Below are 14,269 nucleotides of genomic sequence, written 5' to 3' on the forward strand. Positions count from 1 at the left end.
ACCGAAAAACTGACCGTTGACTGGTCGCACTATGCGAAAAGTTGACGGTCTTTTTTTATCCCCAAAATCAAAAAAGGAGGTCAATCACCATGACAAAACCGAAAACCCTTGAACAGCTCCGAACCGAAAAGGAACGAGCCGAGACGCAGCTTGCACAGGAACAGCACAAGCTGGAGCGTCTGGAGAACCGAAAGAAGTATCTGGAGAAAGGCGAACGCACCAAGCGCACCCACCGCCTTTGCAATCTGGGCGGAACGATTGAGAGCCTTGCCCCGGAGGTCAAAGATCTCACACGCACCGAAATGACAGAGCTGATGGAACACATCTTTTCCCTGTCCGAAGTCCAGCGAGCCGTCCGTCACATGGCGATTACCCATATCAGCCAAGCAAACAGAGAAAAGGAGTTGAAAGCCGATGGCACTATTTCATCTGAGCGTCACGCAGACTAAGCGAAGCGCAGGACAGTCCGCTATTGCTTCTGCCGCCTACCGAGCCGGGGAGCGATTGTATAGCGAGTATTACGGCGAATACAGCGACTACACCCGCAAGGGCGGCGTGATCTGCTCTGACATTCTCCTGCCGTCCCATGCACCGCCCGAATACGCAGACCGCCAGACCCTATGGAACGCCGTGGAAAAAGCCGAGCGTGGAAAGAACGCCCAGCTTGCATACAGCTTTGACATTGCCTTGCAGAATGAATTTTCCCTTGAGGAAAACATCGCTCTTGCAAGGCAATTTTTGTTGGAGAACTTTGTGAGCCGGGGCATGGTGGTTGACTTCGCCGTACACCAGCCAGACCGGGAGGACGGCGGCATACCAAACCCACACTTCCATGTGCTTTGCCCTATCCGTCCCATCGAGCAGAACGGCAAATGGGGGCTAAAGCAACGCCGGGTGTATGAGCTGGACGAGGACGGCAACCGTATCAGAGACCAGAATGGCGAGTTTATTTTCAACGCCGTTCCCACTACCGACTGGGGCAGTCCCGAAACGCTGGAATACTGGCGGCAGACATGGGCGGAGCTATGCAACGCCAAGTTTGCGGAAAAGGGGCTTGACGTTCGTATCGACCACAGAAGCTATGAGCGTCAGGGCGTGGAGCTTCTTCCCACCGTCCACGAGGGCGCAACCGTCCGGGCAATGGAGAAGAAAGGCATACGCACCGAGAAAGGCGAGTTCAACCGCTGGATCAAAGCCACCAATGCCGTTATCCGGGACATCAAGAAGAAAATCGCTCTCCTGTTTGATTGGATTGCCGAAGCAAAAGCAGAGCTTGCCAAGCCGCAGGCACCCGACCTTGTTTCGCTGCTGAACGCCTATTACACCCAGCGCAGAGCCGGGGCGTATTCGCAGAAAGGCAAGGTCAGCAATCTAAAGGAGATGAACGAGACTTTCAATTATCTCCGGGCAAACGACATTTTCACCCTTGAAGATTTGGAACGCCGTGTCAGCGAACACAGTGCTGCCACAGAGAGCTTGAAGAAAACGCTGGACGAACAGACTGCCCGAATGAAAACAATTAAGCAGCTCTATGACAGCTCCGCTGCTTTCCAGAGCTTGAAGCCTGTCTATGACGGCTTGCAGAAAATCAAGTTTGAGAAGCCCAGAGCCAAGTACAAGGCAGAGCATGAAACGGAACTGAAACAGTTCTACGCCGCCAGACGAAAGCTGACCGGGGAGTTCCCAGACGGCAAGGTGGATATGAAAAAGCTGTCCGACGAGTATGACGAGCTGGAACAGGCGCACAACACCACCTATGGCGAGTTTAAGACCGTCAGAGACGATTTACACCGTCTTTGGAAGGTCAAGTCATGCGTAGATACTGCCGCCCGTTTTAACGAGCGTACAGAGGAACAAAAGCTCCAAAATCGACCTCAAACACGACAGAAAAAGGAGGAACTATCCCGATGAATTACACCCAAGCACAGATTGACCGGGCAAACGCCGTCAGTCTGGAAGATTTTCTCCGCACACAGGGAGAGACACTTATCAAAAGCGGACGAGAATACCGCTGGAAAGAACATGACAGCCTGACCGTCCGGGGAAACAAGTGGTTTCGACACAGCCAGAGCAAGGGCGGCTATCCCATTGATTTTGTCATGGAGTTTTACGGCAAGTCCTTTCCCGAAGCTGTCCAGCTCCTGACCGGCGAAAGCGGCGAAGGACAGACCGAAGCCACCACAGCACCGCCCACAGCGTTCCACTTGCCCTTGCACAACCGAACAGCCGACAGAGCAATTCAATATCTTTGCGAAAGCCGAGGTCTCAACCCGAAACTGGTTGAGGCTTTTCTTCTTTCCGGGGATATTTACGAGGACGCAAAGCGGCACAATGTTGTCTTTGTTGGCAGAGACCGAAGCGGTACGCCGAGATACGCCCATGTGCGAGGAACGGCAGACCCATTCAGACAGGATATTACCGGGTCTGACAAGTCCTATCCGTTCCGCTATGAGGGAAACGGCAACCAGCTTTTTGTCTTTGAAGCGCCGATTGACCTGTTATCGTTCATCTGCCTTTATCCGCAGGACTGGCAGACAAGGAGCTATCTTGCCCTGGGCGGCGTTTCGGGAAAAGCCCTTGACCGTTTTCTTTCTGAACGCAAGGACACCCAAAAAGTGTTCCTCTGCCTTGACAGCGACACCGCAGGAAGCGAAGCCTGTACCCGACTGGCACAGTCCATTCCCAGCGAGATCGCCGTCATTCGCCTTGTCCCGGCAAGGAAAGACTGGAACGATGTTCTCCGTCAGCAAGGGGACATTCCGAGCCGCAAATTTATAGCGGAAACAATCACGCTGCGAGAGCTGCCCACCGCCCAGCCTGTCCCCATGCTCCGTATGGTAGATGTGGAGCTGACGAGCGTGGATTGGCTATGGTTTCCGTATATCCCCTTTGGAAAGCTGACGATTATACAGGGCAACCCCGGCGAGGGCAAGACCTACTTTGCCATGCGTCTTGCGGCGGCTTGCACCAACCGAAAGCCTTTACCCGGTATGGAGACCCTTGAGCCTTTCAACATCATCTACCAGACCGCAGAGGACGGTCTGGGCGATACCGTCAAGCCCCGACTGATGGAAGCGGAAGCAGACCTTGAAAGAGTGCTTGTCATTGACGATAGGGACACACCGCTGACCCTTGCCGATGAGCGCATAGCAAGGGCAATCCGTGAGAACAACGCAAGGCTTGTTATCATTGACCCGGTACAGGCGTTTCTGGGCGCAGATGTGGACATGAACCGGGCAAACGAGGTGCGCCCGATATTCCGCAGTCTGGGAGACATTGCACAGGCTACCGGGTGCGCTATCGTGCTGATCGGACACCTCAACAAAGCCGCAGGAACGCAAAGCACCTACCGGGGATTAGGGTCTATCGACATTACGGCGGCAGTCCGCAGTCTGCTCTTTATCGGCAAGCTGAAGGACAGCCCCACAACAAGGGTACTTATCCATGAGAAAAGCTCCCTTGCGCCGCCCGGACAGTCCCTTGCCTTTTCTCTGGGAGACGAGAAAGGCTTTGAGTGGATAGGGGCTTATGACATTACCGCTGACGAGCTTCTTACCGGGACAGACACCGCCAAGACGGAAAGTAAGGCCGCACAGGCAGAAATGCTGATACTGGAACTGCTGGCAGACGGAAAGAAAATGCCGAGTGCAGAGCTGGAAAAAGCGGTCAATGACAGGGGCATATCCTCACGCACGATGAGGACAGCTAAAAGCCGTATTGGAGACAGGCTTGTGACCGAGAAAGACGGCACAGCATGGGTCTGCTATCTCCGAAGCTGACGCAGGAACACGGCAAGCATGGCAAAGACGGCAAGGTTTTTATAGATACCTTAATGTTGCCGCCTTGCCTTGTTCCCTCATACCGACACCGCCCGATGATGAACAGTCACCGGGCATTTTTCATTTACAGGAGGATTTTGAATGAACAATACCGCAACCAACACCGCTACTTGCCCGACTGTCAGAAAGCAGATTGGCAAGACCACCTATATCGTCCGTGTCCATTTCAGCGAGACCGCCAAAGAGACGATGGAGGACAAAATCAAGCGTATGCTTCGTGAGGAAGTCCGTAAAATGTGACTTCTTTTTGAATTTGATGAAAAAGTCCTTGACTTTTCGTCTCTGGCAAGACCGCAAAATCAATCCTGATTTCCTGCGGCTCCCGGCTGGCCCCCTTTGACATCCCCCAGCTCCGGGAGATCATGTCTTATGACGAGCTGGAGCTTGACCGCATCGGGGATCGGAAAACGGCGGTTTTCTTCACCATTTCCGACACCACCCCGACTTATAACTTCATTGTAGCCCTGGCCTTTTCGCAGATGTTCAATCTTCTGTGTGAACGGGCGGACAATGTTCACGGGGGCCGCCTGCCCCATCATGTGCGGGTGCTGTGGGACGAGGCTGCCAACACGGGGCAGGTGCCCTCGCTGGAGAAACTTGTCGCCGTGATCCGTTCCCGCGAGGTGAGTCTGTGCCTGTTCTACCAGCAGTACGCGCAGTGCAAGGCCATATACAAGGACAACGCGGAAACGATCCTGGGAAACATGGACAGCGTGATCTTCCTGGGCGGGCGGGAAAGCTCCACCATCAAGGAAATATCCGAGAACTGGCTGGGAAAGGCCACGATCTCCATGCAGACCGAGGGCCGTTCCCGTGGGCAGTCGGAAAGCTACAACCAGAACACCCAGCGGCTGGGCCGGGAGCTGATGACCCCCAGCGAGCTGGCTACCATGCCGGGCGACAAGTGCATTTTGCAGTTACGGGGCCTGCCCCCGTTCTTTTCGTCCAAATACGATTTGAAACAGCACCCGAACTACAAGTACACGGCTGAGGCCGATAAAAAGAAAAACGCCTTTGACCTGGATAAGCTCATCAACCGCCGCAGGCGGCCTGGGCTTTCCGAGGCTTGTGAGGTGTACGAGGTAGACGCATCGGACACGGGGCCCGTAAGCGAGGACGAGGACATCCTCAATTACGACGATGTGGACGATCCAGATGCCTATGTATAAATCACTTCTGGACAAAGTGTCCAGAGGTCGCAACCTGCCGCCAGAAATGGCGGCTTTTTTCATGGCCGGGGAAAACCCGGAGAAATGGAGGCTATATGCAGTTCTTTTCTTCCGCTATTGATACTTTGCAGACCCTTGTTGTGGCTCTCGGCGCTGGTTTGGGCGTGTGGGGCGTTGTCAATCTCCTGGAGGGCTACGGCTCGGACAACCCTGGCTCCAAAAGCCAGGGCATGAAGCAGCTCATGGCGGGCGGCGGCATCATTCTGCTGGGCACCACCCTGATCCCTCTGCTGTCTGGCCTGTTTTAAGGTAAGGGCCTATGGATTTTCTCACCGACTGGCTTACAGACTGGCTCAAAGAGCTGTTGATTGGCGGGATCATGGGGAACCTGGAGGGGCTCTTTGATTACGTCAATACCCAAGTCGGAGAGATCGCGGTACAGGTGGGGACTACCCCGGCGGCGTGGAACGCCGGGGTATTTTCCCTCATCCGCCAGCTTTCCGAAACGGTGATTTTACCGATTGCCGGGCTGGTACTGACCTTTGTTGCCACCTATGAGCTCATTCAGATGCTTTTGGAAAAAAACAATATGCACGAGTTTGACGTGGCGAATATCTACAAATGGATGTTCAAAACGGCTTGTGCCATCTTCATTCTCTCGAATACCTTTGATATTGTGATGGCCGTCTTTGACGTGTCGCAGACGGTGATTGCCCAGGCCGGAGGGCTCATCCAGGGCTCCACGGACATCACGCCGGATATGATCACGGAGCTGGAAACCACCCTGGAGGGGATGGACTTAGGGCCGCTTCTCGGCCTGTGGCTCCAGTCCTCCATTATCGGCGTAACCATGTGGGCGCTGGGCATCGTCATCTTTGTCCTGGTCTACGGGAGGATGCTGGAAATCTATTTGCTCACCAGTTTGGCCCCGATCCCTATGGCGACAATCTCCCACCGGGAGGTGGGCCAGATCGGGCAGAACTATCTGCGCTCCCTGTTTGCCGTGGGCTTCCAGGGGATGCTCATTCTGGTGTGCGTTGCAATCTATGCGGTGCTGATCCAGGGGATTGCCACGGGCGGAGATCCCATCGGGGCAATCTGGGGCACCGTGGGCTATATGGTTTTGCTCTGCTTCATGCTGTTCAAAACCGGGACGATAGCGCGCAGCATCTTTAGCGCGCACTAAGGAGGTTTGATTTTATGGCGAATATGCAGACGGCGGCACAAGGGGCCCCCGTTATGGACGAGGCGGCGATGGCGGAAATGCGCCGCCTGATTTTTGAAGCGCCCATCCAGGAGCTGGCGGACGCCCAGGGCATTTCCATTGACGAGGCCGTACAGCTCCGGGTGGAGAAAAACCTGGAGGCCGCCGAGGTGCCTATCGAGGTGTCGGTGCGGCCCATTGAGCCCCAGGGCAAGCTGATTGGCTTTGCCAGCGTGAATATCGGCGGCATCGTGATTGACGATTTTAAGGTAGTCAACGGGAAAAACGGGATCTTCCTGGGGGAGCCCAGCAAACCCGATCCCACAACCCGGACGGGCTACCGCTCCACGGCGCGGGTGACAAACCGGGCCTTGCAGGAGCGACTGAGTGCGGCGGCGGCAGACGGCTACAACATGGCCGTGGAAAAGCTGATTGCCCGCGCCGAGGCCCTGCGTCCAAAGCCGATCCGGGAGCAGATGGCAAACGCGGCAAAGGAGGCCGCAAAGGAAAACGCCACCCGGCCCGCCCCGGCAAAGGGCAAGGAGGCCAGGGATGACCGATAAGGGCACCTCTGGACAAAGTGTCCAGAAGTCCCCGGAACTCACGGAGGGGCTGTTCCTCATGGACGGCATCGAGGGCCTGCGCTCCCTGCCCCGCCATTCCGTGGATATGCTCTTGACCGATCCGCCCTACGGCACTACCCGGAACTTTTGGGATGTGCCCCTGCCGCTCCCGGAGCTGTGGGAGGCGGTGAAATGGGCGGTCAAGCCGGACGGCGCGATCCTGTTCTTTGCTCAGTGCCCCTATGACAAGGTGCTGGGGGCATCCAACCTGTCCATGCTCCGCTATGAGTGGGTGTGGTATAAAAGCCGATGCACAGGTTTCCTCAACGCGAGGCGGGCCCCGTTAAAAAAGACGGAGAACATCCTGGTATTCTATCAGAAGCTCCCTCTCTACAACCCGCAGTTTGAACAGGGCAAGCCCTATAAGAGGAGCTTGACAAACAACGGGGACAGCCCCAACTATGGAAAATTCGTCCGCACCACAGGCGGCTCGGAGGACGGTCTGCGCTTTCCGGGGAATGTGCTCACGTTCCCCACCGTCCAGCGCACCGTCCACCCCACGCAGAAGCCGGTGGCCCTGTGCGAGTATTTCATCAAGACCTACACCCGGCCCGGCGAGCTGGTGGCGGACATCTGCGCGGGCTCCGGCACAACGGCGGTGGCCGCCCTCAACACGGGCCGCCGCTTCCTCTGTTTTGAAACCGTCCCGGCCTACTATGCCGCCGCCAGTGAACGCATCCGCGTGGCGGGCGCGGCGGTGGAGGCCGGGGAGAAAGGAGTTTGACTATCGGACAATATTCTGTGATCTACGCCGATCCCCCCTGGCGGTATTCTGCAAAGAATGTTCAGGGGGCGGCGGAAAAGCATTACCCCACAATGGGGATTGACGAGTTATGCATGCTCCCGGTGGCGGATCTGGCGGCCCCGGACAGCGTGCTTTTTTTGTGGGCTACGTTCCCGCAGCTTGCGGAGGCCCTGCGGCTGATCAAGGCGTGGGGCTTCACTTACAAGAGCGTTGCTTTCGTCTGGCTGAAGAAAAACCGCAAGTCCGAGGGCTGGTTCTATGGCCTGGGCTTCTGGACGCGGGGCAACGCGGAGGTCTGCCTGCTGGCAACGCGGGGACACCCAAAGCGGCAGGCGGCCAATATCCACCAGTTTATCATTTCCCCCATCCAGGAGCACAGCCGCAAGCCGGAGGAGGCCCGTGAAAAGATCGTGGCCCTCATGGGCGATGTGCCCAGGGTGGAACTGTTCGCCCGGCAGTCCCCGCCCGGCTGGGACGTGTGGGGGAACGAGGTGGAAAGCACCATCCCGGACTTCTGGACAAAGTGTCCAGAGGTGGCCGGGCCGGAAAGGAGTGATTGAAATTCCCTATGTAAATGTCCCCAACGACTTATCCAAAATCAAGACCAAACTTGCCTTTAACCTGACAAAGCGCCAGCTTGTGTGCTTCGGGATCGCGGCGGCGGTGGGCATCCCGTCCTACCTGCTGGCCCGGAGCACTATCGGCAACACGGGAGCCATGTTCCTGATGATGGGAGTGGCGCTCCCGGCGTTCCTGCTGGCGATGTATGAAAAAGACGGGCTCCCCTTTGAAAAGGTGGTGCGGAACGTCCTGCGGGCAAAGTTCCTGCGGCCTGGGGTGAGGCCCTACCAGACGGAAAATATCTATGCCCCGTTCACCCAGCGGGGCGCTGTGAGAAAGGAGGATGCGATTGCAGAACGCAAAAAGCCCAAAGCGCGGCCCCGGAAAGGCCGCTAAACGGAAAGCGGCGCTCTCCGCCCAGCAGACGATCCCCTATCTGGTAATGCACCCGGACGGGGTGTGCCAGCTCCCCGGCGGGCTCTACACAAAGACGGTGGAATATGAGGACATCAATTATTCCGTGGCAAGCACCGAGGATCAGACGGCGATTTTTGGCGGGTGGAGCTCGTTCCTCAACTACTTCGACAGCTCCCTGCCGTTCCAGCTCTCCTTTATCAACCGCCGCTCCCGTTCCCGGAGCAAGTACAAGGTAAACATTCCTCCGGCCCAGGATGACTATGACAGCATCCGGGCGGAGTTCACGGGAATGTTAAAAAGCCAGATCGCCAAAAGCAACAACGGCATCGAGCGGTCAAAATACATCACGTTCGGCCTGCCCGCCGAGGGGATCGCGGAAGCCCGCCCCCGCCTGGAACGGGTGGAGGCCGACGTGACAGGCAACCTCAAACGGCTGGGCGTTCCCTCTGTCCCGATGGACGGGCAGGCGCGGCTGGCTCTGCTTCACGGCCAGATGCACCCCGGCAACCGGGAGCCGTTCCGCTTCTCCTGGCAGGACATCCCCAAAACCGGGCTTGGCACAAAGGACTATATCGCGCCGGACAGCTTCGACTTCCGGCAGTCCCGGACGTTCCGCATCGGCCAATACTGGGGCGCGGCGTCCTACTTGCAGATTTTGGCGTCCGAGCTCTCTGACAAGCTCCTGGCGGAGATCCTGGAGCTGGATGCGGAAATGACGGTTACGCTCCATATTCAGACGGTGGATCAGCTCAAGGCCATTAAGACCATCAAGGGCAAGCTCTCCGACATCGGCAAAATGAAGGTGGAGGAACAGCGCAAGGCGGTGCGGGCCGGGTACGATCCCGACATCCTGCCCCCTGACCTGATTACATTCAGCAAGGACGCGGCAGAGCTCCTGGCCGATCTGCAGTCCCGCAACGAGCGGATGTTCCTCTTGACGTTCACGGTGATCAATATCGCGCCCACCCGCCAGCGGCTGGAAAACGATGTGTTCACAGTGGGCGGCATCGCGCAGAAATACAACTGCGCTTTGAAGCGGCTGGACTGGCAACAGGAACAGGGCTTTGTGTCCTCTCTGGCCCTGGGCTATAACGAGGTAGAAATCCAGCGGGGCATGACTACCAGCTCCACGGCAATCTTTATCCCCTTTATGACCAGGGAGCTGCGGATGGCCGGGCCGTCCCTCTACTACGGCATGAACGCTCTTTCCCACAACGTCATCATGGCAGATCGGAAAAAGCTGAAATCGGCCAACGGCCTTTATCTCGGCTCCACGGGCTCCGGCAAGAGCTTCGCCGCAAAGCGTGAGATCATCAACGTGTTTCTTGCCATCCCCAAAGACCGCATTATCATTGTCGATCCGATGGGGGAATATGCCCCGCTGGTGCGTAGGCTGGGCGGCCAGGTGGTGGAAATCGCCCCCGGCTCCCCCAGCCATATCAACCCGATGGACATCCAGCTTGATCTGGACGATGACGAAAGCCCGCTTTCCATGAAAGCGGATTTTTTGTTGTCCCTGTGCGAGCTGGTGGTGGGCGGCAAGGATGGCCTGCAACCCATCGAAAAGACGGTGATTGACCGCTGTGTGCGGCTCATTTACCGGGACATGGCCCTGGGCCTGGGGGACGGCAAGCCGCCTTTGCTCCAGGACTTGTACGAGGAGCTTCTGAAACAGCCGGAGCCGGAGGCCCGCCGGGTGGCAACCGCCCTGGAGCTCTACTGTACGGGCTCCCTTAACCTGTTCAACCACCAGACCAACGTAAAACTGACGGCGCATATTGTCTGCATCGTTCTCAAAGGGCTGGGAGAAAACCTCCGCAAGATCGCCATGCACGTTACCAACGACTTTGTAACGTCGGCGGTCAATGTGAATTTCCACAACGGCGTTTCTACCTGGTGCTACTTTGACGAGTTCCACATCCTGCTCAGGGACGCGCTCACCGCCAGCTACTTTGTGGCCGTGTGGAAGATGCTCCGCAAAAAAGGCTGCGTACCCTCGGCTTTAACGCAGAACGTCAAAGACCTTTTGGCCAGCCGGGAGATCGAGGCCATTCTGGACAACACCGACTTTATGATCCTGTTGTCCCAGGCCCAAAGTGACCGGGCGATTTTGGCAAAACAGCTCGGCATTTCCGAGCATCAGCTCTCCTATATCACCCATTCCAATTCCGGCGAGGGCCTGCTGTTCTATGGCGATGTGACTATTCCCTTTGTGGATCGGTTCCCCAAAGGCGAGATCTATAATCTGCTCACCACCCGCCCGGAGGACTTGAAGAATGAAGCGAAAACTGAATAAACCCCAACAGGAGCCCAGGGAGCGCCCCGGCTCCTGGGAGGAGCCCGCCGATCCCGGCGGTGCTTCTTCCGGGGCCGGGACAGAGGGCACTTCTGGACAAAGTGTCCACAAGTCAAAGTTCCGGCAGAAAAGTAAACAGGAACAGGCCGCCGCTTCTAAGCTCCGCATGGAAAAGCGGGGCGACAAGCTGGTGGCGGCCAAAGGCAAGCTGGCAAAGCAGAAGCCCCCGAAAAAGCCCGGCCCCGTCCGGCGGGTGGGCCGCGCCGCTGGCGGCACCGTTCACGGCTTTGTGCATGGGAAGATTTACGAAAACGAGCAGGAAAATGTGGGCATCGAGGGGGCCCACCGCTCCGAGCTGGTGGGCGAGGCCCTGGGCCGTAAAGGGGTACGGTTTGCTAAAAAGACGCTCCGGGAACACCCGGCAAAGGCCGTCCAGCGGGCCGAGTCCAAATATGTCAAGGCCACAGCGGACTATCATTTCCGCATGGCCGCCCAGGAGCACCCGGAAATGTCCGGCAACCCGGTTTCCCGGATGTGGCGCAAGCGCCGCTTGAAAAAGCAGTACCAGAAGCGGGCGCGGGAGGCGGTCAAGACCGGGGCGGCAGGCGCGGCGAAAAAGACCGCCGCCGCCACGGAAAAGGCCGGGGCAAAAGTGGCGGGCTTTGTGAAGCGGCATCCCGTGGGGGTGCTGCTGGCCCTGGCCTGCGTGCTCCTGCTCTTTATGATGCAGTCCTGTTCGTCCTCCCTGGTGACGCTTGGCAACGCCGGGGCTGGCGCGGTGGGCGCGACTACCTACCCATCCCAGGACGAGGAAATGCTGGCGGCGGAGGCGGCTTATGTGGGAATGGAGGCGGAGCTTGCAGACTACCTGGACAGCTACGAAAGCACCCACGACTATGACGAGTACCACTTCGACTTGGACAGCATTGAGCACGATCCCTATGTGCTGATCTCCATCCTGTCGGTGCTCCATGAGGGGGCATGGACGCTGGATCAGGTGCAGGGGACGCTGGAAACCCTCTTTGACCGCCAGTACATTCTCACCGAGGATGTGGTGGTTGAGGTGCGCTACCGGACGGACAGCGAGGGCAACTCCTACGATGTGGAAGTCCCCTACAATTACTACATCTGTTATGTGACGCTGGAAAACCGCAACCTGTCCCACCTGCCCCTGGAAATGATGAACGAGGAGCAGATGTCCCGGTACTCCCTCTATATGTCCACCCTGGGGAACCGGCCTGACCTGTTCCCGGAGTCGGCCTATGTGGGGAAATACGTTACCAACCCGCCCGCCGGATATGACGTGCCGGGGGAATATCTGGACGATGAAACCTTTGCGGCTATGCTCACCGAGGCGGAGAAATACCTGGGCTATCCCTATGTGTGGGGAGGGAGTTCCCCGGCCACGTCCTTTGACTGCTCCGGCTTCGTGTCCTGGGTCATCAATCACAGCGGCTGGAATGTGGGCCGCCTGGGGGCCCAGGGGCTCTATAACATCTGCACCCCTACCAGCAGTCCAAAGCCCGGCGATCTGGTGTTCTTTGTCGGCACCTATGACACGGCGGGCGTGTCCCACTGTGGCATCTATGTGGGGGACGGGATGATGATCCACTGTGGAGATCCCATCCAATACGCAAACTTAAATACAAGCTACTGGCAATCTCATTTCTACGCCTACGGGCGTTTACCCTGACAAGGAGGTTATGTATGGCGGTAAGCAAAAGCCAGAAAATCCAGGCCGAGATTGATAAGGTCAAGGCCAAAATCAGCGAACAGCAGGCCCGGCTCAAGGAGCTGGAAAAGAACAAGCAGGAGGCCGAAAACAGCGAGATCGTGGACATCGTGCGGGGCATGAGCATTTCCCTGGAGGAGCTCCCCCTGGTGCTCCAGCGGCTCCGGGACGGCACTTCTGGACAAAGTGTCCAGAAGTCCGAGGACGGCGGAAAGGAGGAAAATTGAAGATGAAACGCTTTCGGGTGATGGCGGCGGCGCTGTGTGCCGCCGTTCTTTTATGCGGATTTAGCGTCCCGGCCTATGCCTATGCGGACGGCGGCGAAGGCGCGGACTATGGCGATCCCACTATGACCGAGGAAACCCCGGCCCCGGAGCCGGAGCCCACCATCGAACCGGGCGAGGGCTTTTCGGAGGAGGGCAACCTTGTGACCCGTGATCTGCTCTATGACGAGCACACCAACAAGCAGTTTATCACGGTGCAGACGGCGGGCGGGAACACCTTTTACATTGTCATTGACTATGACAAGCCCGTGGACGAGGAGGGCGAGCAGTATGAAACCTACTTCTTCAGCGTGGTAGACGAGGCCGATCTGCTGGCCGCAGCCGAGGCCGCCGGGGTGGAGCAGGCGGTCTGCTCCTGCTCGGAAAAATGCGCGGCGGGTGCCGTGAATACGGAGTGCGCGGTCTGCTCAGTCAATATGGAAAAATGCGTGGGCGTGGAGCCGGAGCCCGTGGAAACCGAGGAACCTGTCCCGGAGGAGGCCGAGCCGGAAACGGGCGGCAATACGGGGATGCTCCTGGCGGTGCTGGCCGTGGCCTTAGTGGGCGGCGGTGCGGCGTTCTATTTCAAGGTACTGCGCCCCAAACAGCAGAAAGCCGCCGAGCCCCAGGAGGACTATGGCGACGAGCTCCCGGACTATGACGGGCCGGACGGCTACGGGGACGAGGACGATGACGGCCCGCCCTGGGACGAGGAGGATGATAACGGAGAGGAGGCGGACAAATGAGGTTTACCGACAGCCCCTTTGAAAAAATGATGAAGCAGAAGCCCCACCCCCAGGCCCCGTCTGCCCCGAAAGCGCCCAGGGGCTCCCGGTGCTCCGGGTGCCCCTACTGGCGGGGCATCGGCTGTGTGTCCTGCTACCGGGAGCTCATGCGGGCCCCGGCTGGCGGGAGGTGACGGCTTGGCCCGTGAACTGACACGCGAGGAAAAACGGGCGATCCGCGCCCTGGTAACAAAGTGGTGCGCCAACTATGACAAGGAATACGGGTGCCTGCCCCTGGAGTGCGAGTGCTATATGTTCGGCAAATGCTGGACAGGTGCTTACTGCCGCTACTTCCGGGAGGCCGTCCTGCCCCTTGATCCGGCGCTGGAGGCCGCCCTCTTGACTGAGGGGCCCAGGCCGGAGTTTAAGCCCTGTCCCATCTGCGGCGGGGCTGTCCCCGCTGATGGGCGCATGGCCTACTGCTCCGAGTCCTGCGCCCGGATTGCCCTGCGGCGGCAAAAGCGGGATTATATGCGGAAAAAGCGGAGGTGATGTGTGGAAAATTAGGCCCCGGAAATCCCGCTTGGTGTGCTACCCGTCAAGTGGACAATGAATAACAATAAGTTCTAGGTTTACCCTGGCTGACGAAAAGTCAGCCAGGGTATTTCTCTATGCTGCTGTCTGATACTGATCAT

General features: G+C 57.9%; 15 protein-coding genes and 1 pseudogene. All 16 read left to right on the forward strand.

The window, feature by feature from the left end:
* Positions 1 to 89 precede the first annotated feature (89 nt).
* The 16 genes and pseudogenes from ACTQ52_RS11410 to ACTQ52_RS11485 all read left to right on the forward strand — a co-directional run bounded on the left by ACTQ52_RS11410 (position 90) and on the right by ACTQ52_RS11485 (position 14,126).
* The gene (locus tag ACTQ52_RS11410) at positions 90 to 449 is read left to right on the forward strand and encodes a DUF3847 domain-containing protein (RefSeq protein WP_102287169.1); all 360 of its coding nucleotides are present in this window, start codon (positions 90 to 92) and stop codon (positions 447 to 449) included.
* Positions 415 to 1,911 carry a MobQ family relaxase gene (gene mobQ / locus ACTQ52_RS11415; protein ID WP_441982677.1) on the forward strand — a complete coding sequence of 499 codons (1,497 nt, stop codon included), beginning with the start codon at positions 415 to 417 and terminating at the stop codon, positions 1,909 to 1,911. Before ACTQ52_RS11410 ends, mobQ begins: the two co-directional genes overlap by 35 nt.
* The gene (locus ACTQ52_RS11420) at positions 1,908 to 3,779 is read left to right on the forward strand and encodes an AAA family ATPase (protein ID WP_441982678.1); all 1,872 of its coding nucleotides are present in this window, start codon (positions 1,908 to 1,910) and stop codon (positions 3,777 to 3,779) included. The genes mobQ and ACTQ52_RS11420 overlap by 4 nt, the downstream gene beginning before the upstream one ends.
* Positions 3,780 to 3,920: 141 nt before the next feature.
* Complete coding sequence (locus tag ACTQ52_RS11425) at positions 3,921 to 4,079, forward strand: transposon-encoded TnpW family protein (protein ID WP_002596227.1); 159 nt, start codon at positions 3,921 to 3,923, stop codon at positions 4,077 to 4,079.
* A 41-nt stretch (positions 4,080 to 4,120) separates the two neighbouring features.
* A pseudogene (locus ACTQ52_RS11430) lies at positions 4,121 to 5,008 on the forward strand (VirD4-like conjugal transfer protein, CD1115 family); the annotation flags it as partial.
* 95 nt (positions 5,009 to 5,103) lie between these two features.
* Entirely contained in the window at positions 5,104 to 5,316 is a 213-nt protein-coding gene (locus ACTQ52_RS11435) for a Maff2 family protein (protein ID WP_002578752.1), read from the forward strand.
* 11 nt (positions 5,317 to 5,327) lie between these two features.
* On the forward strand, positions 5,328 to 6,194 hold the full coding sequence (locus ACTQ52_RS11440; protein ID WP_441982679.1) for a VirB6/TrbL-like conjugal transfer protein, CD1112 family: 867 nt from the start codon (positions 5,328 to 5,330) through the stop codon (positions 6,192 to 6,194).
* 14 nt (positions 6,195 to 6,208) lie between these two features.
* A complete protein-coding gene (locus ACTQ52_RS11445) occupies positions 6,209 to 6,775 on the forward strand; it encodes a septation protein SpoVG family protein (RefSeq protein ID WP_195250317.1) in 567 nt (188 codons plus the stop codon).
* A complete protein-coding gene (locus ACTQ52_RS11450) occupies positions 6,765 to 7,559 on the forward strand; it encodes a DNA-methyltransferase (protein ID WP_195638620.1) in 795 nt (264 codons plus the stop codon). Before ACTQ52_RS11445 ends, ACTQ52_RS11450 begins: the two co-directional genes overlap by 11 nt.
* A complete protein-coding gene (locus tag ACTQ52_RS11455) occupies positions 7,556 to 8,140 on the forward strand; it encodes an MT-A70 family methyltransferase (RefSeq protein WP_138341017.1) in 585 nt (194 codons plus the stop codon). The genes ACTQ52_RS11450 and ACTQ52_RS11455 overlap by 4 nt, the downstream gene beginning before the upstream one ends.
* A gap of 1 nt (position 8,141) precedes the next feature.
* Entirely contained in the window at positions 8,142 to 8,537 is a 396-nt protein-coding gene (locus tag ACTQ52_RS11460; protein ID WP_054338606.1) for a PrgI family protein, read from the forward strand.
* Positions 8,485 to 10,854 (forward strand): VirB4-like conjugal transfer ATPase, CD1110 family, encoded by a 2,370-nt coding sequence (locus ACTQ52_RS11465; RefSeq protein ID WP_334295705.1) that lies wholly within the window; start codon positions 8,485 to 8,487, stop codon positions 10,852 to 10,854. Before ACTQ52_RS11460 ends, ACTQ52_RS11465 begins: the two co-directional genes overlap by 53 nt.
* The gene (locus ACTQ52_RS11470) at positions 10,835 to 12,547 is read left to right on the forward strand and encodes a C40 family peptidase (RefSeq protein ID WP_418481242.1); all 1,713 of its coding nucleotides are present in this window, start codon (positions 10,835 to 10,837) and stop codon (positions 12,545 to 12,547) included. The genes ACTQ52_RS11465 and ACTQ52_RS11470 overlap by 20 nt, the downstream gene beginning before the upstream one ends.
* 14 nt (positions 12,548 to 12,561) lie before the next feature.
* Positions 12,562 to 12,813 (forward strand): DUF4315 family protein, encoded by a 252-nt coding sequence (locus ACTQ52_RS11475; RefSeq protein ID WP_087232213.1) that lies wholly within the window; start codon positions 12,562 to 12,564, stop codon positions 12,811 to 12,813.
* 2 nt (positions 12,814 to 12,815) lie between these two features.
* Complete coding sequence (locus ACTQ52_RS11480) at positions 12,816 to 13,595, forward strand: DUF4366 domain-containing protein (protein ID WP_110441892.1); 780 nt, start codon at positions 12,816 to 12,818, stop codon at positions 13,593 to 13,595.
* A 177-nt stretch (positions 13,596 to 13,772) separates the two neighbouring features.
* Positions 13,773 to 14,126 carry a cysteine-rich VLP domain-containing protein gene (locus ACTQ52_RS11485; protein WP_138341021.1) on the forward strand — a complete coding sequence of 118 codons (354 nt, stop codon included), beginning with the start codon at positions 13,773 to 13,775 and terminating at the stop codon, positions 14,124 to 14,126.
* Positions 14,127 to 14,269 lie beyond the last annotated feature (143 nt).

Origin of the sequence: Oribacterium sp. Sow4_G1_1 (assembly GCF_052116105.1) — a bacterium.
Lineage (GTDB): Bacteria > Bacillota > Clostridia > Lachnospirales > Lachnospiraceae > Oribacterium.